The following is a 20,577-nucleotide window of genomic DNA, read 5'->3' on the forward strand; positions in this document are numbered from 1 at the left end:
GGCGGGGTGGGCCGGGCGGGCAGGTCGCCGCGGACCGGCCGATACGGGCCCGCGCCGGTCGGCCGTACGGTCAGCCCGCGCCCGGCGACACGGGCACGCGTCAGCCGGGCCGTACGGTCAACGCGCGCCCGGCGATACAGGCACGCGCCAGCCGGGGCCGTACGGTCGACGCCAGCCGGCCGATTACGGGCCCGCGCCAGCCAGGCCATACGGTCAGCCCGCGCCCGGCGATACAGGCACGCGTCAGCCGGGGCCGTACGGTCAGCGCGAGGTGGGCCGGCCCTGGCGTCCGGCGGCGAGCAGGTTCGACGCGGCGCTGCCCAGGTAGGCGATGAAGCTGCCCAGCAGCGGGTTCGGGTTCTCCGGGCGCCAGGCGACGCCGATCTTCCGGTGCAGCCGCAGTCCGGACACCCGGGTGGTCTGCACCCCGGTGGTGTCGGTGACGCCGAGGCTCGGCACCAGCGCGATCCCCATGCCGGCCCGCACCAGGCCCACGATCACCTCGTAGTGGTCGCTGCGGCAGCGGATGCGGGGGACGAAGCCCGCCAGCGCGCAGGCCCGCTCCAGCACGGACAGCACCGGCATACCCGTACCGAACGACGTGATCCACTGCTCTCCGGACAGCTCCTCCAGCCGGACCTGGCTGCGCCGGCCGGCCGGGTGGCCGTCCGGGACCACCAGCAGTTGCGGCTCGTGGAAGAGCTCCTTCACCTCGACGCCCTCCGGCGGCGTCCACGGGTCGAGCGCGTGCTCGAAGATCACCAGCGCGTCGATCGCGCCCTGCTGGACGCTGAGGGCCAGCTCGTGCGGCTGCCCCTCGACCAGGTCCAGCCCGACCGCGGGGTGGCGGCTGGAGAACCGGGACAGCGACTGCGGCAGCAGGTGGTAGCCGGCCGACGCGAAGAAACCGATCCGCAGGTGCCCGGAATCCGCCCGGGACTGGGCCCGCAGATCCTTCTCGGCCGAGTCGAGCAGGGCCAGGACGTCCTGCCCGCGCAGCGACAGCCGTTGCCCGGCCGAGGTGAGCCGCAGGCTCTGCGCGCTGCGCTCGACCAGGCTGACGCCGGCCTCCTTCTCCAGCTGGGCAAGCTGGTGCGACACGGCGGACGGCGACAGCTTCAGCTCGCGGGCCGCCCCGGCGATGCTCCCGGCCCGGTCGACTTCGGCCAGTATGCGCAGTCGGTGCGTGTTCAACATGGCGGCACCCTACGACGCCGCGCCCCTCTCCGGCCAAGGGGGTATGACCGAATTCCGTTTGTCCCCGCGCCCGCGCCATGGTCCGGACCTGGGCTGGGCATCTTGACGAAGTCGGCACCACACGTGCGGCTCCGCTTCAGCCGTTGCGCCGCGCCGCAGGAGGTCGGCGGGCAACCGGGCGGCCCCGAGACCGACTTGGACCGGTCCTCCGCGCTGTCCCCACGGGGTGCCCAGGACCGCGGGCGCCGACCCACGACGGGGCCGACCCATGACGGGGCCGGACCGCGACGGGGCCGGACCCGCCCGGGCGTCACCGCTTGAGGAACTCCAGCAGGTCGGCGTTGAACTTCTCCTTGTCGCCGGGGACCAGGGCGATGCCGTGCGAGCCGCCCTCGTAGACCTTGAGGGTGGCGTCGGGGATGATCTTCGCGGACTTGCGGCCGGTGGCGTCGATCGGTACGACCTGGTCGTCGTCGCCGTGCACGACCAGGGTGGGGACGTCGAACTTCTTGAGGTCATCGGTGAAGTCGGTGTTCGCGAAGGCGTCGACGCAGGCGACGCCGCCCTGGATGGTCTCCTGCATGGCCATGGACCAGAAGGCGTCCTGGTTGCCCTGGGTGACCTTGTTGCCGGGCCGGTTGGCGCCGAAGAAGCCGACCGCGGTGTCCTTCCAGAACTGCGAGCGCTCCTTGAGGATGCCGGCCTTGATCTGGTCGAAGACCTCCTGCGGCGCACCCTCGGGGTTGCCGGGGCCCTTGAGCATCAGCGGCGGGATGGCGGACAGCAGGACCGCGGACCTGATCCGGGAGGTGCCGTGCCGGCCGATGTAGCGGGCGAGCTCGCCGCCGCCCATGGAGTGCGCGACCAGGGTGACGTCCTGGAGGTCCAGGCCCGTGATGAGGTCGTCGAGGTCGTCGGCGAAGGTGTCCCAGTCGTAGCCGTCCCAGACCGGGGTGGAGCGGCCGTGACCGCGGCGGTCGTGGGCGATGCCGCGGAACCCGGCGTCGGCCACCGCCTTGAGCTGGTCCTGCCACGCGTCGCCGTTCAGCGGCCAGCCGTGGATGAACACCACGGGCCGTCCGCTGCCCCAGTCCTTGTAGAAGATCTCCACACCGTCGCGGGTAGTGCAGTAAGGCATGATCGCCTCCGGTCCGGAGCCGGGCACACCGCTGCCCGGCAATTGGCGGGGCACACGGCCCCCGGGGGAACACGGCACGCTCGCACGCCACTGAGCGGAACCACGGCCGTGCCACCCACCCAAACCCACATCCGCCCCGCGCGACAGCCGAGACCGCCCCCACCAGGGCCACCCGGATGACCCCACCCCCACTTGCCCGCCCGCGCCCCGGACCAGCCAGGGCTTCCCAAGATCGTCCCCCGGCACCACGCACATCGGCGAGACCCCGTAGACCTGGCACCCGGCCCTGCCCTACCGTCCTCCTGACACCAGGAACGATCCCGCGCCCGCGAAGGGGAGCCATGGCACGCCGCGTCTCCCACGCCTTCGCGCACGAGGCGTGACGCATGCTCGGGCAACCGCCCGACCGCGAAGCTTCGGGCGGGCCGTCGGCACGCGTGGGGGGGAACGTGGGGAGGAAGAGGAGAAGGAGATGGCCAATTCCGTCGACGAGATGCTCCGGCAGTTCGACCCGGCAGGTCACCAGAGACCCGCGGCGGTGGGGCCGTCGTCCGCCACCGTAGAGGGCGCCGAGGTCTGAAAGGCGCCCACCGCCCCGCACAAAAATCGTCCGGGTCGAAGTGGATCTCGACCCGGACGATGATGGGACTTCTACTGGTACTACTGGTGTCCGAGGGGGGACTTGAACCCCCACGCCCGATAAAGGGCACTAGCACCTCAAGCTAGCGCGTCTGCCATTCCGCCACCCGGACCGGTGGGCGTCGCCGGACCGGTGGGGTCGCGGTGACGAGTCCACGATACCAAGGAATCGGAGTGCTCCTCACCTGGATTCGGGCCGGTGGGAAGGGGTGGGGCGGGGCGGCCGGTCAGGTCGCGACGCCGAGGGCGTGGTGGACGGTGGCCGGGTCGGTGAGGCAGCTGAGCATGAGGTGGGCGACGTCGGCCCGGGGGACGCTGAAGCCGCCCTTGAGGTTGCGGTCGGTCGCCGTGCGATAGCTGCCCGTGAAGGGCTTGTCGGTGAGGCGGGGCGGGCGCACCACGGTCCAGTCGAGGCCGCTGTCGCGCAGCACGTCCTCCATGACGGCGACGTCGGCGAAGACCTTGCCGAGGAAGAGCTGCCCGAGCGGCGCGGCGACGTAGCGCATGAAGGTGCTGTCGCCCGGGTCGTGCCGGGGCGGGTGCGGGCGGCCCGGCGAGGGCGTGGTGGACACGGGCGCCGCGCTGACCGCGACGATCCGCCGTACGCCGCTGGTCTGCATCGCCTCCACGATCGCGCGGGTGCCGCTCCCGGTGTGGCCGGCGTCCGCCCGCCCGCGCGGGCCGAACCCGGACAGCACCGCGTCCGCGCCCTTGACGGCGCGTGCCAGCACCTCCGGGTCGGGCGCCGACAGGTCGGCGGTGACCACGTGTACGTCCCGGCCCGCCGCGTCCCGGCCCGCGTGATCGCCCAGCTTGGCGGGGTTGCGGACGACCGCGGTCACCGAGTGGCCGCCGGCCAGCGCCTGCGCCAGCAGTTGCGTGCCGATGCCGCCGGTGGCGGCGAAGATCGCGAGTCTCATGGGTGCTCCCGTGCTCGGGATACGGCCCCGCGGATCGAGGCGCGTCCTACCTATGAGTCGTGCCGCGCGACGGAAATGTGACCGCGCCGCACGCAAGCCGTCCGGGCGGGCCCGATCACGCCTCGCCCGCGCCGTCCGGCCGCGGCCGCGCGGCGATCGCCCGGTGGTGGCGGACCACCTCGTCGATGATGAAGTTGAGGAACTTCTCCGCGAACGCGGGGTCGAGCCGGGCGTCGGCGGCGAGCCTCCGCAGCCGGGCGATCTGGTCGGCCTCGCGCGCCGGGTCGGCCGGCGGCAGGTCGTGCGCCGCCTTCAACTCCCCCACTTCCTGGGTGCACTTGAAGCGCTCGGCGAGCAAGTGGACGAGGGCCGCGTCAAGGTTGTCGATGCTGCCGCGCAAGGTGCGCAACTTCGCGAGGGCGCGCTCGTTGTCGCCCAGGGTGTGCTCGGCGGCCGACGTCGGCTGGTCTGTCATCTCGGTCTGCCATCCTGGGGAAGTCCGTGGTGGTCCGCTTTCCTGCCTGGCACACCCTATGACACGGTGCCCGGGCGGCGGGGGCACCGTGGAGGGAACCACCCGACCGTGAACTGACGACGAGAACCGACAAGAACCGACGAGACCACCAGGGCAGGTACGGCATGGGACGGGTCACCGAGCGGCGCCGCGTACTGCGGATCAGGGACGGCGTGGTCGGGCACCGCGCGGACACGCTGGTCGCCGAGGAGCCACTGGAGATCCGGCTGAACGGCCGGCCGCTGGCGATCACCATGCGCACCCCGGGCGACGACTTCGCGCTGGCGGTCGGCTTCCTGGTCAGCGAAGGGGTGCTGGCCGCGGCGGACGAAGTGGCCAATGTCGTGTACTGCGCGGGCGCCACCTCCGACGGCGGGAACACGTACAACGTGGTGGACGTGACCCTCTCCCCCGGCGTCCCGCTCCCCGACATCGCCCTGGAGCGAAACGTGTACACCTCGTCGTCCTGCGGCCTGTGCGGGAAGGCGAGCCTGGACGCGGTGCGCACCGCGACGCGCATGCCGCCGGTCGACCCCGAACTGCCGCTGCTGACCCCGGAGTTGCTCAGCGCGCTGCCGGACCGGTTGCGCGCGGCGCAGGCGGTGTTCGACCGTACCGGCGGCCTGCACGCGGCAGCGCTGTTCGACGGCGACGGCCGGCTGCTCGACGTCCGCGAGGACGTCGGACGGCACAACGCGGTGGACAAGCTGGTCGGCCGGGCACTGCGGGAGGGGCTTCTGCCGCTGGCCGGGCGGGTGTTGATGGTGTCGGGCCGGGCCTCCTTCGAGCTGGTGCAGAAGGCGGTGATGGCCGGAATCCCCGTGCTGGCCGCGGTGTCGGCGCCGTCCTCGCTCGCGGTGGACCTCGCCGCGGAGTCGGGGCTCACCCTCGTCGGGTTCCTGCGCGGCACTTCGATGAACGTCTACGCGGGGGAAAACCGTTTCGCACTGGAGTCCGAGCAGGCACACTGAGCACCGTGCCCGCGGCCGTCCCGGCCGCGCGCACCGCCCCCGCCGTACGCACCGCCCCGCCGCGCACCCCGTCTCCGCCGTACGCACCGGGGCGGCCCACACCGAGACCGGGAGCCCGCCGTGTTCGCGCTCAGCGCCGTACTGACCGCACTTCTGCTGCTCGAAGTGGTGCCCTCCGCGCTCGCCGCACTCGCCCGCTACGGCCCGGGCGTGGAGCGCCTCGACAGCCTCACCCGGCTGGGGCTGCGCGAGGGCCGGCACCGCTGGGTGCCGCCGGCCGCCGGCCTGCTCCACACCGCCTGCGCCGTCCTGCTCCTGATCGGCATCTGGCACCCCGGCTACGGCGTCCTCGGCGCCGCGCTCGAAGTCCTCTACTTCGGCTGGGTCCTCGCCCGCCAGCTCGCCGCCGGTGACCGCGGCCGGCCGCTCTTCGCCTACGCGCTCTTCACCGGCTGGTCCGCCCTGGTCCTGCTGGTCGCGGCGCTGCGCCACTGAACGGTCCCACGCCGCTGAACGGTGCCGGGCCGCCGAACCGTCCTGGGCGGCTGAACGGACCGCGCACACCGGCGAGGCCCGTCCACCCGCCCGTCCACCCGGCCGCCGTGAAGGGAGAGGCCCCCGGTCAGCGGCCCACCGAACCGTCGTACAACTCGCGCAGGATGTCCGCGTGCCCGGCGTGCCGCCCGGTCTCCTCGATCATGTGCACCAGCACCCACCGCATCGACGGCGGAGCCGTCTCCCGCAGCGAGCGCGCACCGGGCCGCTCCAGGTCCGCGCAGCCGAGCACGACCGCGTCGGCCCGGCGCACCGCCTCGCGGTACGCCGCCGCGGCCGCCTCGACGGTGTCGCCGTCGTCCACGGCCGGTTCGTCGTCCAAGGGTTGGCGCCCCTGCCCCGCGTACGCCCACTCGAACCAGTTCAGCTCGACGGCGGCCAAGTGCCGCAGCAGCCCGATCAGGCTGGTGCCGGACGGGACCGCGGGGGTGCGTGCCGCGCTGTCGGGGACGCCCTCGGCCTTGCGGATCAGCGCCTCGCGCAGGTACCCGAGGAACGTCAGCAGGGTGGTCCGCTCATCGGCGTGCGCCTCCGGCGGACGCAGGTCACCGCGCGGGTCGGGGCGGTCCGCGGCCGACGGCGAACTACCCGTTTCCCGCGGGGAGTCCGGGGGCCGAGGGGAGCCCGGAGCCGGACGGGAGTCCGGGTCCAGCCGGGAGTTCGGGCCCTGGGCGGAGTTCGGTGTCTCCTCGATCATCGGGCAACCCTAGCCGCGGCTCCCCCTGCCGCGCCCACCGTTTTGCGATCACCGCGCACACCATGAGCTGCATCTGGTGGAAGAGCATCAGCGGCAGCACCGCGAGCCCGGCCCCCGCGCCGAACAGCACCGAGGCCATCGGCAGCCCCGAGGCCAGGCTCTTCTTGGAGCCGGCGAACACGATGGTGATCCGGTCGGCGCGACCGAAGCCGAGCGCGCGGGCGCCGTAGGCGGTGGCCGACAGCATCAGGGCGAGCAGCGCGGCCTCGGCCACGACGAGTTCCAGCAGCCGCGGCACGGCCACCTGGTGCCAGATCCCCTCCGCCATGCCCTCGCTGAACGCGGTGTAGACGACGAGCAGGATCGAGCCGCGGTCGACGTACCCGAGCACCTTGCGGTACCGCGCGAGCAGCGGCGCGGTCCAGCGGCGCAGCAACTGCCCGGCGAGGAAGGGCGCGAGCAACTGGAGCGCGATGCCGGTGACGGCGTGCCCGCTGATGCCGGCGCTGCCCCCGACCAGCAGGGCGGCCAGCAGCGGGGTGAGCACGATCCCGGCGAGGCTGGAGAAGGAGCCGGCGCAGATCGCGGCGGCCACGTTGCCGCGGGCGATCGAGGTGAAGGCGATCGAGGACTGGATGGTGGACGGCAGCACGCACAGGAACAGGAAGCCTGGGTAGAGCTTCGGCGAGATGACGTACGGGACCAGGCCGTGGGCGGCCAGCCCGAGCAGTGGGAACATCACGAACGTCGCGGCGAGCACGGTCAGGTGCAGCCGCCAGTGCCGCAGTCCGGCCAGCGCCTCCCCGGTGGACAGCCGGCTGCCGTAGAGGAAGAAGAGCAGCCCGACGGCGGCGTCGGAGGCACCGCTCGCCACGTGGGCCCCGCTCCCGGTGGCCGGCAGCAGCGCGGCGAGCAGGACGGTGCAGAGCAGCGCGGCGATGTACGGGTCGACGGGCAGCCGCTTGAGGAGCCTGCCGACGGCGCCCATCGGCCGCCCGCGGGTGGGTCCGCCGACCCCGGTCCCACCGGAACCGGCGGACGCGGAACCGGGGGCCACAGCGGCAGCGGCACCGGCGGACGCGGAACCGGTCGGCCCGGGACCACCGGGCACGGGATCAGCGGTACGTCCCGGCGCGGCATCGGCGGGCACGGCGTCGTCGCTCTCGAAAGGGGTGGGCACGATCCCAGCCTGCCGGTTCGTCCGGTGATCGGGAACCCCGCTCACCGCTCTGACTGTCATCACGAATCGCGATGAGCGGCTATGCTGGCTGCCGTGTTCGAACCGGTGCAACTGCGTACGTTCCTGGCCGTCGCCCAGACGCTGAGCTTCACGCAGGCCGCCAAGCGGCTCGACCTGCGGCAGTCCACCGTCAGCCAGCACGTGCGGCGGCTGGAGGAGGCCGCGGGCTGCCGGCTGTTCCACCGGGACACGCACGGCGTGGACCTCACGGAGGACGGCGAGGCGATGCTCGGCTTCGCCCGCACCATCCTGGCGGCCAACGAGCGGGCGGCCGGCTTCTTCACCGGCACCCGGCTGCGCGGGCGGCTGCGGTTCGGGGTCTCCGAGGACTTCGTGCTGACCCGGCTGCCGGAGATCCTGGCCGCCTTCCGGCACGAACATCCCGAAGTGGACCTGGAGCTGACCGTCGAACTGTCCGGCATCCTGCACCGGATGCTCGACGCGGGGCAGCTGGACCTGTGCCTCGCCAAGCGGCCGGGTCCCGGCGGCCCGGGGCAACTGGTCTTCCAGGACACCCTGGTGTGGATCGGCAGCGAGCGGCTGCGGCTGGACCCGCACCGGCCGGTGCCGCTGATCGCGTTCCCGCCGCCCGGCATCACCCGCGCCCGCGCGCTGGAAGTGCTGGAACGGCACGGCCGCGCCTGGCGGGTCGCCTGCACCAGTGCCTCCCTGAGCGGCCTGGTCGCGGCCGCCCGGGCCGGTCTGGGCGTGATGGCCCACGCCCAGTCGCTGGTGCCCGCCGGGCTGGTGCGGCTGCCGCCGCGTACCGCCGGACTGCCGGAACTGGGCGGCGTGGACTTCGTCCTGCTGCACGGCCGCGCGCCCCGCAGCGACCACCCGCGGACCACCGCCCAGGAGGCGGCCGCCGCGCTGTCCCAGGCGCTGCTCGCGGCCGGCGACACCCTCCACCGCCCGCTGCCCTGACCCTGACCCGAGGCGCGGGCACGAGCACGAGCACCGGCAACGGCACAGGCGCGGGCGGATACCCGCCAGTGACGTGAAAACGCTGGCCAGGCCGCGCCCCGGCGACCCGCGGGTGGAGCGACCGTGGTCGATCCGGGCAGATTTGGTGGAGATCCGTACCGTGTGTCATCGCCGCGATCGGGCCATTCCTGGCCCAGCGGCCCTACTACGTCCGGTAACAGGCGGATGAACTGCATGAACGCCGGCGGAGTGGGTACTCGCTCACCTCTCCCGCGGGTGGCGGGGATCGGGTAGCTTACGGGCTCGCAGAGGCCCCCTAGGAGAACACCAGTTGCGTCAGTTCACTGTCCCCCCACTGGTCACGACACCACAGGCGGGAGGGCTGGCCGATGCCGTCTACGGCAACGGCCAGGACCACCCGGACCAGGTGGTGCTCGGGCGCGCGGACGGACAGGGCGGATGGCGGGACGTGACGGCCGCCGAGTTCCGCGACGAGGTGCTCGCGGTGGCCAAGGGGCTGCTCGCGGAGGGCATACGGTTCGGCGACCGCGTCGCGATCATGTCCAGGACCCGCTACGAGTGGACCCTCTTCGACTTCGCGCTGTGGTCGATCGGCGCCCAGCCGGTCCCGGTGTACCCGACCTCCTCCTCCGAGCAGGTGCGCTGGATGCTGCACGACTCGGAGGCCGTCGCGGCGATCGTGGAGCACGCCGACCACGCGATGACGATCGGCGCCGCCGTCGACGAACTGCCCCAACTGACCAGGCTGTGGCAGCTCGACACCGACTGCGTGGCCGAACTGAGCCAGGCCGGACGTCACTTGGGCGACGAGGTGGTGGAGCGGCACCGGCTCGCGGTCACCCCGGACGCGGTCGCCACGATCATCTACACCTCGGGGACGGTCGGCCGTCCCAAGGGCTGCGTGATCACGCACGCCAACTTCATGGCCGAGACCGACAACGTGGTGGCCCGCTGGGAGCCGGTCTTCGCCAGCAAGCCGGGCGAGGAGCCGTCCACCCTGCTGTTCCTGCCGCTCGCCCACGTCTTCGGGCGCATGGTGGAGGTCGGCTGCATCAGGCACCGGGTCAAGCTCGGGCACCAGCCGAGCATGGCCGCCGCCGACCTCATCCCGGACCTGGCCGCCTTCCGGCCGACGTTCGTGCTCGCGGTGCCGTACGTCTTCGAGAAGGTCTTCCAGGGCGCCCGCCGCAAGGCCGAGGCGAGCGGGCGGCTCGGGCCGTTCGAGAAGGCCGTCGACATCGCGGTGCGGTACGCGGAGGCCGCGGAGGCCAAGGCGTTCGGCACCGGCCCGGGCCCCAGCGCGGGCCTGCGCATGCAGCACCAGCTCTACGACAAGCTGGTCTACAGCAAGGTCCGCGCCGCCCTCGGCGGCCGGGTGCGGCACGGCATCTCCGGCGGCTCGGCGATGGAACGGCAGCTCGGCCTCTTCTTCGCCGGCGCCGGGGTGACCATCTTCGAGGGCTACGGACTGACCGAGACCACCGCCGCGGCCACCGCGAACCCGCCCGAGCAGACCCGGTTCGGCACGGTCGGGCTGCCTGTGCCCGGCACCACCGTGCTGATCGCCGACGACGGCGAGATCTGGCTCGGCGGCGGGCAGGTCTTCGCGGGCTACCTGAACGACGAGAAGGGCACCGCCGAGGTGCTGCGGGACGGCTGGCTGGCCACCGGCGACATCGGCTCCCTCGACGAGGACGGCTATCTGACCATCACCGGCCGGAAGAAGGAGATCCTGGTCACCAGCGGCGGCAAGAGCGTGTCGCCGACCCCGCTGGAGGACCGGGTGCGGGCCCATCCGCTGGTCGCCCAGTGCGTGGCGGTCGGCAACAACCGCCCCTACGTCGCCGCGTTGGTGACCATCGACCCCGAAGCGGTCGAGCACTGGCTGCAGATGCGCGGCAAGCCGCTGATGCCGCTCGGCCGGCTGGTGCGCGACCCGGACCTGGAAGCGGAGATCCGGCGGGCCGTGGTCGCGGCCAACACCCTTGTCTCACAGGCCGAGTCGATCCGCACCTTCCGCATCCTGGGCGGGCAGTTCTCCGAGGAGCGCGGCACCCTGACGCCGTCGATGAAACTGAAGCGGCGGGCGATCGAGACGGCATACGCGACGGAGATCGAAGCGCTGTACCGGGGTTGACGGCCTGCCGGCCGGTATACGAACCAGCCCGCCGGCAGGGGGAGTTCGGCACGGATACGGGTACGGGTACCGGCGCCGCGCGTCACGCGTCACCCGTCACGTGATTCAGGCACCCGGCGCGCGGTCCTGGCCGGGCAACCCGCCCTGCTCGTGGAGTTGACGGGTGGCGGCACTGAACTCGGCCTGCCAGGTGGACGTCTCGTGCTCGACCTGCCCGCGCACGGCCGCGGTGAGCCGTACGATCAGGGCCAACTGCCGCTCGACCTCGGCGGGTTCGACCGGCGTGTCCGGTGAGGCGGGGGCGGTGGGCCCGGCCCTCAGCACGTCGGCGGCCCACTCCAGCCGGACCTCGCCGAGTTCGAAGCGCAGCGCGTGCGCGACGGTGATGTCCCGCATCCAGCTCGCGGACAGCCCGAAGAAGTGGTCGAAGCCCTTGCAGCCGGCCGCGGCCGCGAGCAGGACGTATCCCCAGCCCTGGCCGGGGGAGCCGGTGGCGGCGGCGCCGAGCGGGATCGCGGTGCCGGCCACCGCGAAGACGATCGCCAGGCCCTGGAGCAGCCGCGACGCGGTCCGCTTGCTCCGCTTGTCGCGCAGATACCAGTCGATGGCGTCCTCGGCGCCCTGCTCCGCCCATGCGCGCAGGTCGGCGAGGGCCCGGCGCTGGGCGGCCGGGGTGTCGGCCGCGACGGCGGGAAACGGCCGCAGCACCAGGTCCCGGCGGCCCCACCCGCGCGGTCCGGCCGCCACGCCACCTTCCGTGCCCGCCATGGTCACCGCTCCCCTCCCGCCGCACCCCCGTGCGGGTCCCGGCCGTGAGGGTACCGGCCCGCAGCGCCCGGGCGCAGGCGGGACGAAGGAAGCGTGCGGGAGGAGCGGGACGAAGGCGGCGCGGCGGCGTGAGCACGATGGCGTGTGCGCGACGGCAGGGGGTCACCGAGGGGGCCGTCCGACCCACGCACCCCAGCACACACGCCCGTTGCACAGCGCCCGGTTTGTAACCGGAGCGCAAGACGCGGGGTGGACCGCCGTTCATCCGGCGCCCGTAGATTCGTCGACATGCTGGACTACGACGTGGAGGCGGCGCGCTACGACGCCACCCGCGGGGGCGTCCCACGTGCGGGCTCGGCGGCCCGGGCGGTGCTCGCCCTGGTCCCGGAGCGGGCCCGCACCATGCTGGACGTGGGGTGCGGCACCGGGCTGGTGACCGAGCGGTTGCTGCGGCCGGGGCTGCGGGTGTTCGGGGTGGACGCGTCGACGGGGATGACCCGGCTCGCGGCCGAACGGCTGTGCAGCGGACTGGTGTTGGGCGACTGCCGCAGACTGCCGTTCGCCGACGGCTGCCTGGACGCGGTGAGCGCGGTGTGGCTGCTGCACCTGCTGCCGGACGCGGCCGCGGTGGTCGCCGAGTGCGCGCGGGTGCTGCGGCCGGGCGGGGTGTTCGTGGCCACCGTCGACAAGGACGCGGGGCACGACATGGACAGCGACGTCAGCCGGCTCCTGGCGCCCTTCCGGATCACCCCCGCCCACGACACGGCGCTGCGGGTGCAGACGGTGGGCGCCGAGCACGGGTTGCGCCGCTCGGGCGAGGCCCGCTTCACCGGGCACGGCCAGGGGATGTCCCCCGCGCGGGCCGCGGGGAAGGTGGCGCGCGGCGGCTTCGCGTCGACGCTCGCCCTGGACCCGGAGCAGTCCGGGGCGCTGGTCCGGCGGCTGTCGCTGCTGCCGGACCCCGAAGTGCCGCGCGCCGACCCGGTGTACCGGCTGCTGGCGCTGCGCAAGGAGGAGTGAGCCGGGGGCCGTTCGAGCCGGCCCCTCCCGCTCCCCCTTCCGCGTCCCCTTCTGCCCCGGCCCGCTCGCGCGTCTCCTCCGCGCCGACTCGGTGGAACGTCTCCTCCGCGCCGGCCCGGTGGAACGTCTCCTCCGCGCCGGCCCGGTGGAGTGTCTCCCGCGCGCCGGTCAGTGCGACGACTCGCCGTCCTCGGCGTCGGGCGCCCCGCCGGCCGACGCCTCCGCCGCCTTGTTCGCCTCGACGATCCTGGCGAGTTCCGCGAGCAGCCATCGCTCGGCTGCTTCGTGGCTGACCCCGAGCGCGGTCAACGCCCGTGCGGAGGGGGCCTGTTCGTCGCTGAGCACGCCGAGCAGGATGTGCTCGGTGCCGATGTAGTTGTGGCCGAGCCGCAGCGCCTCGCGCAGCACCAGTTGCAGCGTGCGCTTGGTGGCCGCGCCCACCGGGACATGGCCCATGAGCGGCTGTTCCTCGGTACCCGGAGTGGCGACCGCGCCGCGGATCGCCGCCGGGGTGGTGCCGAGTTCGGCGAACGTGCGGACGGCGAGGGTGTCGGCCTGGTCGAGCAGCCCGAGCACGAGGTGTTCGGGTTCGACCGATGAGTGCCTGGCCATGCGGGCCTCCTTCTCGGCGTCCGCGACGGCCTTGCGGGCCCGCGGGGTGAAGCGGGAGAAGGGCGCCTCGGCGCCCAGGAACTCCAGGTCCGCCGGGGCCTTGGGCACGAACCGCTTCTGCGCGGCCTGCTTGCTGACGCCCATGTGCTGGCCGATGTCGGTCCACGACGCGCCCGCGCGGCGGGCCTGGTCCACGAAGTGGCCGATCAGGTGGTCCGCGACGTCGCCGAGGTGCCCGGCGACGCCCACGGCGTGCTCCAGGTCCTGGAGTGGATCGGCGCCGGGGTGCTGCTGCTTGACGTAGTCGATGAGGTCGTCGAGTCGTACGGGCTGCTGTCCAGTCATGCGTCAACCATAGGTTGACGATCCATGATCGTCAACCACGGGTTGACGATTGAGTCTTTATTGACCGATCGTTCTCGATGAGACTAGGGTCGTCGTCATGGCGAGGACCAAGGAATTCGACCCGGACGCCGTGCTCGACCGCGCCCTGGACCTGTTCTGGCGGCGCGGCTACGAGGCCACCTCCATGGCCGACCTGGTCGAGGCGCTCGGCATCGCGCGGGCGAGCATCTACGGCACGTTCGGCAGCAAGCACGACCTGTACCTGGCCGCGCTCGCCCGCTACCAGCGCGCCCGCGACGACCAGGTGCTCGAAGCGCTCTCCCGGCCCGGCCCCGCGCTGCCCGCCGTGCGCGCCCTCGTCACCGACTTCGCCGAGCAGGCCGCCGGCGACGACCTGCGGCGCGGCTGCTTCGTCACCAACACCGCGGTGGAGCTCGCGCCCCACGACACGGCGGCCGCGCGACGGGTGGAGGTGAGCTGGGACGCGCTGGAGACGGCCCTGACCTCCGCGCTGCTACGGGCGCGCGCTGACGGCGAGTTGGCGGCCGGACGCGACCCGCGCGGGCTGGCCCGGATGCTGCTGGTGCTCCTCCAGGGCATCCGCGTGGTGGGCAAGGCCGGGGGCGACGCGGAGCGGGCACGGGACGCGGCGGCCCAGGCGCTCACCCTGCTGGACTGAGCGGCCGGGCGCCGGATCGTACCGGCCCGGGCCCGCCGCGCACCACTTCCGGACCCTTGGTCCACACCCTTGCTTCGAGCCCTCACTGAGAGCCCTTGCGGGCCTTTTCGAGAACGATCGTTCCAGCCAAGAAACCATGTGGGAGGGACCCGTCATGACCGGGGAGTCCAGGATCTTCGACGGCCGGGCGGTGCTGGTCACCGGTGGCGGCACCGGAATCGGCCGGGCCGTCGCGCGCGCCTTCGCCCGCCACGGCGCCCGGGTGGCCGTCGCGGGCCGCACCGAGCGCACCCTGAAGGAGACCGTCGCGCTCATCGAGGCCGACGGCGGCGAGGCGGCCGCCCTCACCGCGGACGTCACCAGCGCGGCGGAGGTGAGCGCGCTGGTCGCCGGCACCGTGCGGCGCTTCGGCGGGCTCGACGTCGCGGTCAACAACGTCGGGGTCTTCCCGCCGCCCGCGGCCGTCGCGGACATCACCGAGGAGCAGTGGCACCACGCGCTGGACACGAACCTCACCGGGATCTGGCTGTCGATGAAGTACGAGATCGCCCACATGCGGGAGCACGGCGGCGGCGCCGTGGTCAACATCGCCTCGAACATCGGGGCGCACCGCCGCGCGCCCGGCCTCGGCGCCTACGCCGCGAGCAAGGCCGCGGTGAGCGTGCTCACCAGGACCGCGGCGCTGGACCACATCCGCGACGGCGTACGGATCAACGCGGTCAGCCCCGGGCCCGTGGACACCCCGATGTCCAGCCGGCCCGGCGAGACGCCCGAGCAGAAGGCGGCCCGACTGCGCGACGAGCTGCCGCTCGGCCGCGCGTCCTCCCCCGAGGAGATCGCCGCCGCCGTGCTGCACCTGGCCTCCCCCGCGGCGGCGTCCACCGTCGGCGCCGACCTGGTGCTGGACGGAGCCGCGACGGCGTAGCCGGCGGATGCCGGGCGGCCAGGGAACCGCGCGGCCCGCTCCTGGCGGTGGGCGCCGCCCCGTCCCGGCCTACCCGTTGCCGCCGTTGGCCTCGATCATCCGGCCGCCGACCGGGTCGGCGGGGCGGCAGGCGGCGGCCTGGCCGGGCATCGGCGCGGGCACCGGCGGCGCTCCCCCGGTCCCCGGGGAACGCGCGGGCGGGGCGGCCTGGGCAGGCAGCCCCGGGGCGTCCGGCGCGGCGGCGAGCCAGTCGTGGAAGAGGTGGTGCAGGGCTTCCGCGCCGACCAACGGCCCTGCGGGCAGCGGAAGTTCGACCGGGTGGAGCAGGAACGGGTGGGTCTGCGGGCCGCCGAGGCCGCCGTGCGAGCCGGCCTGCTCCTCGAAGGCGTGCACCGTGCCCTTCCGCTGGTCGCACGCGGAGTTGACCATCAGGTCGGCGGTGTGCGGGAAGGCGTCCGCGCGCAGCACGGCCGCGGCGGCACCCGGCCCGAACGGCGCCAGCGGGTCGGTCCCGGTCACCCGCCCGGTGGCCAGCTCGTGCGAGCCGTCACGGCCGAGGACGACCGGGCCGCGCGCGGCGCTGCGCACCAGGACGAAGCCGATCCCGGGGTGCCCGGTGAGCGTCGGCAGCAGGTCGGGGCAGCGCCGCTCCAGCTCCTCCAGCGTGGCCCGGCCGGCGATGTCGGGGAAGGCGACCAGTCCGAGGTTCCCCGAGGCGAGCACCACCGGCTCGGACGGCGGCCCGTCGCACTCCGCCTCCTCCGCCCGCCTGCCGCGCTCCGGGCGCCGCAGCGCGGTCCGCGCCGCCGTACGCGCCTCCGCGCCGCCGCCCCGCCGCGCGCCGCGCCGCCCACCCGCCGCGGCACTGTCCACGAGGCCGCACCCGGCGCGTACCAGCGCGCGCAGGCCCGTTCCGTACGCACCCTCGAAGGTCTCCCCCGCGCTCTGGCCGTGATCGGAGAGCAGCACGATCCGGTACGGGCGCGGGGCGTAGCGGGAGGAGTCGGCGATCAGCCGGACCGAGCGGTCGAGCCGGGCCAGCACCTTGCGGGCGTCGCGGCTGCGCGGCCCGGAGTGGTGGGCGACCTCGTCGTAGGCGACCAGGTCGGCGTAGACCGCGGTGCGCCCGGCGAGCATGTCGCCGATGACGGCCGCGACCGCCACGTCGCGCTCGACGACCGTCGCGAACGCCCGCAGCAGCGGGTAGAGGCCGCCGCGCTTGATCCGCGGCCGGTCGCGCCGCAGCCGGGCCGCGGTGGACTCGCCTATCTCCCGGCCGACTTCGGCGGCGAACGACCAGGCGGTGCGCACGGCGTTCGCCGGGTCGGAGAAGTAGGCGAAGTAACCGGACCGGGACCGGGTGAACTTCGCCCGCTGCGCCGCCACCGACATCACCAGCGCGGACTGCTCGGCGCCGCCGGTGAAGAGGTTGCCGCGGCTGGCCCCGTCGTCGGCGAGCAGCCCGCCGCAGCCGGTGCGCCGCACCGCCCGCCGCTCCAACTCCGCGGCGCTGGAAGGGCGGTTGCAGACCATCACCTGCCCGGTCTCCTTCTCGTACCAGCGGAAGGCGGGGACGTCGTGGTTGCTGCCGTGCAGGATCGCGAGCTGGCTGGCGCCGGTCTGGCTGCTCCAGTCCGTACGCCAGGGGGCGAGCCGGTGGGTGCCGCCGAGCCAGGAGGCGACGGTGGGCATCGCGGGCGGGGTGGAGGTGAGCGCGTCGCGCAGCACGTCGTGGCCGACGCCGTCGAGTTGGAGGAAGACGGTGCCCGGGGTGGTGGGCAGCGGCGGGTCGCCGGCGTGCCGACGCCCGCGGCCGGCCAGCCGGGCCAGCCGGCGCCCGTAGGCGGCGTCGTCGCGTACGGCGAGCGCGGTGCTGGTCGTCGAGGACGCGGCGGACATGACGGCGGCGATCACCACGGCGGTGGCCGGTGTGACCTCGCCGCGGCCGTGCGGGGTCAGGCTCAAGGCGACCAGCAGCAACGAGCCGTTGAGGAAGAAGACCAGCGCGCCCAGCACCAGCGCGGGCACCAGCAGCAGCGCGCGGACCAGCAGCGGCCACACCAGCGCGCTGAGCACGCCGAACGCGCCCGCCCCGAGCCCCGCGGTGACCGCGATCTGGGTGGGACTGTCCCCGCCGGGCGACTCCAGCCGGAAGTCGGGCAGCACCGCGGCCAGTACGGCGAGCGTCGCGGAGGCGACCACCCACACCGCGAGAACGCGGCCGACGGTCCGCACGGCGCTGCGCCTCGCGGCCCGTCTCCGACTCTCTCCCGGCTGAGGCACCTCTCCAGACTGCCATATCCGCAGGTCTGCTCAGGTCCGACGGGTGATCGGCGGCGGAACAGGGCATACGCTCAAGGTCGGCGGCCGAACGGCGGCGCGAGCAGCCGGGCCCGCCGGGTCCGACCGGCCGGATCGGGCGGTCGTCAGGAGTGGCCGGGAAGGGCGTGGCGGCGTGGTGGTGGAGATCACGTGGTGGGGGCACGCCACGGTGACCGTGCAGGACTCGGGCGTACGGGTGCTCACCGACCCGCTGTTCGTACGGCGGTTGGCGCACCTGCGCAGGCGGCGCGGCGCGCTGCCCACCCCGCAGGCCGCCCGGGCGGACGTGGTGCTGGTCTCGCACCTGCACGCCGATCATCTGCACGTCGGTTCGCTGGCGCGGCTCGCGCCGGGCACCACCGTGCTGCTGCCGCGCGGCGCGCAGGACGCGGTGCCGGCGCTGCGGCGGGTACGGGACCGGCTGCGGCTGGTCGAGGTCGCCGCGGGGGACGTGGTGGAGTTCGGCGAGCTGGCGGTGCGGGCGGTGCCGGCCGCGCACGACGGGCGGCGGCTGCCGTACGGGCCGCAGCGGGCCGCGCCGCTCGGGTACGTACTGGCGGGCGAGGCGCGGACGTACTTCGCCGGGGACACCGGGCTCTTCGACGGGATGGCCGAGGCGGTCGGGCCGTGCGACATCGCGCTGCTGCCGGTGGGGGGTTGGGGTCCGTTCCTGGGGCCTGGGCACCTCAACGCCGAGCGGGCGGCGCGGGCGCTGGCCGAACTGGCGCCCAAGGCGGCGGTGCCGGTGCACTACGGCACGTACTGGCCGATCGGGATGGAGGCGGTCCGGCCGCACGAGTTCCACACGCCGGGCCGGGAGTTCGAACGGTTCGCCGCCGAACTGGCCCCGGGCGTGGCGGTGCACCGTCCGGCGCACGGGCACAGCGTGCGGGTCACCGACGTGGGCCGGGCCGGAAAGGGGAGCGGCGGGTGATCGGCTTCCTGGCCGCGGCGGCGGCGCACTCCGCCACGCACCCGGCGGCGTCGCAGGGCACCCAGTCGGCGATCGGCTATCCGTCGCTGTTCTTCCTGGTGGTGCTCGGCTCGCTGGTGCCGGTGATACCGACCGGCGCGCTGGTGTCCGGGGCGGCGGTGGTCGCGTTCCACCAGACCGAGCCGGTCGCGCTGGCCTTCGTCTTCGCGGTGGCGTCGGTGGCGGCGTTCATCGGCGACGTGGCGCTGTACTGGCTGGGGCTGCGCGGGGTGCGCTCGCGGAACGGCTCGCGCTGGCTGCACCGGCTCCAGGAGCGTTCGGAGCAGGGCACGTTGGAGCGGGCGGAGCGGCAACTGGACCGGCACGGGGCGGCGGTGCTGGTGCTGTCCCGGCTGGTGCCGGCCGGCCGCATCCCGGTGATGGTGGCGTGCCTGCTGGCGGAGATGCCGATGCGGCGCTTCGTACGCGGCGACGTTCCCGCGTGCCTGGCGTGGGCGGCGGCGTACCAGCTCATCGGGATACTCGGCGGGTCGCTCTTCGACAAGCCGTGGCAGGGGGTGGCGCTGGCGGTGGCGCTGACCCTCGTGATCGCGGTGGGGCCCGCGATCAGCGGGCGGGTGCGGAAGGTGCGGCAGGCCCGCGGGGAACGCGGAGCACACGGGGACGGGCCGGAGCAGCCGCGTACGGCGCCGTGACGGCGGGGGGGTGCGGGGTGTTCGGGGGGTGCGGGGTGTTCGGGGGGGTGCGGGGTGTTCCGGGCGCCGGTAAGAGGTAGTGGCCGGTAAGGGGTGGTCGCCCCGGTGCGCGGTCCTTACCGGGTGCGGTGCGCGCTCACGCCACCAGCACCCGTGACGCGCCGATCGGCAGGTCCCACAGCGCGTCGCGCGGCAACCCCGCGGCCCTCCACGCCGCGCGCAGCCGGATGAGCGGTTCCAGCGGCGGCTCGCCGGAGAGCAGGAACGTCGCCCAGTGCATCGGCGCCATCGCGGCCGCGCCGAGGTCGAGATACGCCTGCACCGCCTCCTCGGGGTCGGTGTGCACCGGCCGCAGCATCCAGCGGGGCGTGTACGCGCCGATGGGGAGCAGCGCGAGGTCGATGCCGGGGTGTACCCGGGCGATCTCGGCGAAGTAGGCGCCGTAGCCGGTGTCCCCGGCGAAGTAGACGCGGTGCCCGGCGCTGTCGGTGAGCACCCACCCGCCCCACAGCGTCCGGCAGGTGTCGGTGAGGCTGCGGCGGCTCCAGTGGTGCGCGGGCACGAAGTCGAACCGCACCCCGCGCAGCCACGTGCCCTCCCACCAGTCCAGTTCGGCCACCCGGGTGAAGCCGCGGCGCCGGAACCACTCGCCGAGCCCGGCCGGCACGTAGCAGGGCGTGGTGCGCGGCAGCCGTTTGACCGTGGGCGCGTCGAGGTGGTCGTAGTGGTTGTGGCTGATGACCACCGCGTCGATCGGCGGGAGGGTCCGCCAGGGCACGCCGACCGGGGTGACCCGGCGGGGCGTGCCGGGGATGCGGCGGGACCAGACCGGGTCGGTGAGCACCGTCAGCCCGCCGATCCTGACCACCCAGCTCGCGTGTCCGGCCCAGGTCACGCTCACCGTGCCGGGCCCGGCGGCGGGCAGCGGCTCGGGCGCGACCGGCAGCAGCGGCAGGTCCTTGAGGGTGTGCGCGGGCGGGCGTACCGCGCACTCGCGGACCAGCCGGGCGATGTCGCGCACCCCGGGCATCGGCAGCGGGTCGGAGAGCCGGTCCACGAAGCTGGCCGGCCAGCGCCGGGGCCCGGCGGACGGATCGGGCACGTCGGTGGTGCGGGGCGCGTCGAGCCCGCGGCCGGCGGCGGCGCGCGGACCACCGGGCCGCGCATCCGCCGTGGCTGCGGATTCCGTGGCAGCGGGGTCCGTGGCGGCGGATTCCGTGGCGGCGGGGTCCGTCGCCCCGTCGGCGGCTGCGGGGTCCGTGGCTCCGGGCGCGGCCAGGGAGTGCGCGCGCTGGTCGCTCATCTGGGCTCCCTCGCTCCCCCG

General features: G+C 74.2%; 19 protein-coding genes and 1 tRNA gene. 9 read left to right on the plus strand and 11 right to left on the minus strand.

Features of this window, described 5'->3' with window-relative positions:
* Positions 1-261: 261 nt before the first annotated feature.
* The 5 genes from OG896_RS06915 to OG896_RS06935 all read right to left on the minus strand — a co-directional run bounded on the left by OG896_RS06915 (position 262) and on the right by OG896_RS06935 (position 4,369).
* Positions 262-1,197: a LysR family transcriptional regulator gene (locus OG896_RS06915; RefSeq protein ID WP_329363397.1), complete on the minus strand. Its 936-nt coding sequence runs from the start codon at positions 1,195-1,197 to the stop codon at positions 262-264.
* A 310-nt stretch (positions 1,198-1,507) separates the two neighbouring features.
* Positions 1,508-2,335 carry an alpha/beta fold hydrolase gene (locus OG896_RS06920; RefSeq protein WP_329363399.1) on the minus strand — a complete coding sequence of 276 codons (828 nt, stop codon included), beginning with the start codon at positions 2,333-2,335 and terminating at the stop codon, positions 1,508-1,510.
* A 664-nt stretch (positions 2,336-2,999) separates the two neighbouring features.
* Positions 3,000-3,087 (minus strand) — tRNA-Leu (locus OG896_RS06925).
* Positions 3,088-3,201: 114 nt separating this feature from the next.
* A complete protein-coding gene (locus OG896_RS06930; RefSeq protein ID WP_329363401.1) occupies positions 3,202-3,894 on the minus strand; it encodes an NAD(P)-dependent oxidoreductase in 693 nt (230 codons plus the stop codon).
* A 115-nt stretch (positions 3,895-4,009) separates the two neighbouring features.
* Complete coding sequence (locus OG896_RS06935) at positions 4,010-4,369, minus strand: chorismate mutase (RefSeq protein WP_328471138.1); 360 nt, start codon at positions 4,367-4,369, stop codon at positions 4,010-4,012.
* Positions 4,370-4,533: 164 nt separating this feature from the next.
* Here OG896_RS06935 and fdhD point away from each other — a divergent pair, with 164 nt between their 5' ends.
* Both fdhD and OG896_RS06945 read left to right on the plus strand, forming a co-directional pair.
* Positions 4,534-5,379, plus strand: coding sequence for a formate dehydrogenase accessory sulfurtransferase FdhD (gene fdhD / locus OG896_RS06940; RefSeq protein ID WP_329363403.1), 846 nt, complete (start codon positions 4,534-4,536; stop codon positions 5,377-5,379).
* Positions 5,380-5,499: 120 nt separating this feature from the next.
* Positions 5,500-5,874, plus strand: coding sequence for a DoxX family protein (locus tag OG896_RS06945; protein WP_329363405.1), 375 nt, complete (start codon positions 5,500-5,502; stop codon positions 5,872-5,874).
* A gap of 127 nt (positions 5,875-6,001) precedes the next feature.
* On the opposite strand, the gene OG896_RS06950 is transcribed toward OG896_RS06945, so the two are convergent.
* Positions 6,002-6,631 (minus strand): DinB family protein, encoded by a 630-nt coding sequence (locus tag OG896_RS06950; protein ID WP_329363408.1) that lies wholly within the window; start codon positions 6,629-6,631, stop codon positions 6,002-6,004.
* Positions 6,519-7,619 (minus strand): bile acid:sodium symporter family protein, encoded by a 1,101-nt coding sequence (locus tag OG896_RS06955; RefSeq protein WP_329373766.1) that lies wholly within the window; start codon positions 7,617-7,619, stop codon positions 6,519-6,521. Before OG896_RS06955 ends, OG896_RS06950 begins: the two co-directional genes overlap by 113 nt.
* Positions 7,620-7,892: 273 nt before the next feature.
* Between OG896_RS06955 and OG896_RS06960 the strand changes: the two genes are divergently transcribed.
* Both OG896_RS06960 and OG896_RS06965 read left to right on the plus strand, forming a co-directional pair.
* Entirely contained in the window at positions 7,893-8,795 is a 903-nt protein-coding gene (locus tag OG896_RS06960) for a LysR substrate-binding domain-containing protein (protein ID WP_402447810.1), read from the plus strand.
* A gap of 331 nt (positions 8,796-9,126) precedes the next feature.
* A complete protein-coding gene (locus tag OG896_RS06965) occupies positions 9,127-10,953 on the plus strand; it encodes an AMP-dependent synthetase/ligase (RefSeq protein WP_329363410.1) in 1,827 nt (608 codons plus the stop codon).
* A gap of 105 nt (positions 10,954-11,058) precedes the next feature.
* On the opposite strand, the gene OG896_RS06970 is transcribed toward OG896_RS06965, so the two are convergent.
* Complete coding sequence (locus OG896_RS06970) at positions 11,059-11,721, minus strand: SLATT domain-containing protein (RefSeq protein WP_329363412.1); 663 nt, start codon at positions 11,719-11,721, stop codon at positions 11,059-11,061.
* A gap of 288 nt (positions 11,722-12,009) precedes the next feature.
* Between OG896_RS06970 and OG896_RS06975 the strand changes: the two genes are divergently transcribed.
* A complete protein-coding gene (locus OG896_RS06975; RefSeq protein ID WP_329363414.1) occupies positions 12,010-12,741 on the plus strand; it encodes a class I SAM-dependent methyltransferase in 732 nt (243 codons plus the stop codon).
* 168 nt (positions 12,742-12,909) lie between these two features.
* On the opposite strand, the gene OG896_RS06980 is transcribed toward OG896_RS06975, so the two are convergent.
* Positions 12,910-13,698: a Clp protease N-terminal domain-containing protein gene (locus OG896_RS06980; RefSeq protein WP_329363416.1), complete on the minus strand. Its 789-nt coding sequence runs from the start codon at positions 13,696-13,698 to the stop codon at positions 12,910-12,912.
* 97 nt (positions 13,699-13,795) lie between these two features.
* On the opposite strand from OG896_RS06980, the gene OG896_RS06985 reads away from it, so the two are divergent.
* Together OG896_RS06985 and OG896_RS06990 are read left to right on the plus strand one after the other, a co-directional pair.
* Positions 13,796-14,377 (plus strand): TetR/AcrR family transcriptional regulator, encoded by a 582-nt coding sequence (locus OG896_RS06985; RefSeq protein WP_329363418.1) that lies wholly within the window; start codon positions 13,796-13,798, stop codon positions 14,375-14,377.
* A gap of 154 nt (positions 14,378-14,531) precedes the next feature.
* Positions 14,532-15,302, plus strand: coding sequence for an SDR family NAD(P)-dependent oxidoreductase (locus tag OG896_RS06990; protein WP_329363420.1), 771 nt, complete (start codon positions 14,532-14,534; stop codon positions 15,300-15,302).
* Between the two features lie 69 nt (positions 15,303-15,371).
* Here OG896_RS06990 and OG896_RS06995 read toward each other — a convergent pair whose 3' ends face one another.
* Positions 15,372-17,537 carry a phage holin family protein gene (locus OG896_RS06995; protein WP_329363421.1) on the minus strand — a complete coding sequence of 722 codons (2,166 nt, stop codon included), beginning with the start codon at positions 17,535-17,537 and terminating at the stop codon, positions 15,372-15,374.
* A gap of 220 nt (positions 17,538-17,757) precedes the next feature.
* Between OG896_RS06995 and OG896_RS07000 the strand changes: the two genes are divergently transcribed.
* Both OG896_RS07000 and OG896_RS07005 read left to right on the plus strand, forming a co-directional pair.
* On the plus strand, positions 17,758-18,558 hold the full coding sequence (locus tag OG896_RS07000; protein ID WP_329363423.1) for an MBL fold metallo-hydrolase: 801 nt from the start codon (positions 17,758-17,760) through the stop codon (positions 18,556-18,558).
* On the plus strand, positions 18,558-19,253 hold the full coding sequence (locus tag OG896_RS07005; RefSeq protein ID WP_329373770.1) for a DedA family protein: 696 nt from the start codon (positions 18,558-18,560) through the stop codon (positions 19,251-19,253). Before OG896_RS07000 ends, OG896_RS07005 begins: the two co-directional genes overlap by 1 nt.
* 136 nt (positions 19,254-19,389) lie before the next feature.
* Here the strand turns inward: OG896_RS07005 and OG896_RS07010 are convergent, their stop codons facing one another.
* A complete protein-coding gene (locus tag OG896_RS07010) occupies positions 19,390-20,556 on the minus strand; it encodes an MBL fold metallo-hydrolase (protein WP_329363425.1) in 1,167 nt (388 codons plus the stop codon).
* Between the last annotated feature and the right edge of the window lie 21 nt (positions 20,557-20,577).

The sequence above is a fragment of the Streptomyces sp. NBC_00669 genome, from assembly GCF_036226785.1.
Lineage (GTDB): Bacteria > Actinomycetota > Actinomycetes > Streptomycetales > Streptomycetaceae > Actinacidiphila.

Coding starts and splice junctions, on each gene's coding strand:
- OG896_RS06915 (WP_329363397.1), bottom strand. CDS start 1,197: ATGTTGAACACGCACCGACTGCGCATACTGGCCGAAGTCGACCGGGCC.
- OG896_RS06930 (WP_329363401.1), bottom strand. CDS start 3,894: ATGAGACTCGCGATCTTCGCCGCCACCGGCGGCATCGGCACGCAACTG.
- fdhD (WP_329363403.1), top strand. CDS start 4,534: ATGGGACGGGTCACCGAGCGGCGCCGCGTACTGCGGATCAGGGACGGC.
- OG896_RS06935 (WP_328471138.1), bottom strand. CDS start 4,369: ATGACAGACCAGCCGACGTCGGCCGCCGAGCACACCCTGGGCGACAAC.
- OG896_RS06920 (WP_329363399.1), bottom strand. CDS start 2,335: ATGCCTTACTGCACTACCCGCGACGGTGTGGAGATCTTCTACAAGGAC.
- OG896_RS06955 (WP_329373766.1), bottom strand. CDS start 7,619: ATGGGCGCCGTCGGCAGGCTCCTCAAGCGGCTGCCCGTCGACCCGTAC.
- OG896_RS06980 (WP_329363416.1), bottom strand. CDS start 13,698: ATGACTGGACAGCAGCCCGTACGACTCGACGACCTCATCGACTACGTC.
- OG896_RS06950 (WP_329363408.1), bottom strand. CDS start 6,631: ATGATCGAGGAGACACCGAACTCCGCCCAGGGCCCGAACTCCCGGCTG.
- OG896_RS06970 (WP_329363412.1), bottom strand. CDS start 11,721: ATGGCGGGCACGGAAGGTGGCGTGGCGGCCGGACCGCGCGGGTGGGGC.
- OG896_RS06990 (WP_329363420.1), top strand. CDS start 14,532: ATGACCGGGGAGTCCAGGATCTTCGACGGCCGGGCGGTGCTGGTCACC.
- OG896_RS06960 (WP_402447810.1), top strand. CDS start 7,893: ATGCTGGCTGCCGTGTTCGAACCGGTGCAACTGCGTACGTTCCTGGCC.
- OG896_RS06975 (WP_329363414.1), top strand. CDS start 12,010: ATGCTGGACTACGACGTGGAGGCGGCGCGCTACGACGCCACCCGCGGG.
- OG896_RS06985 (WP_329363418.1), top strand. CDS start 13,796: ATGGCGAGGACCAAGGAATTCGACCCGGACGCCGTGCTCGACCGCGCC.
- OG896_RS07010 (WP_329363425.1), bottom strand. CDS start 20,556: ATGAGCGACCAGCGCGCGCACTCCCTGGCCGCGCCCGGAGCCACGGAC.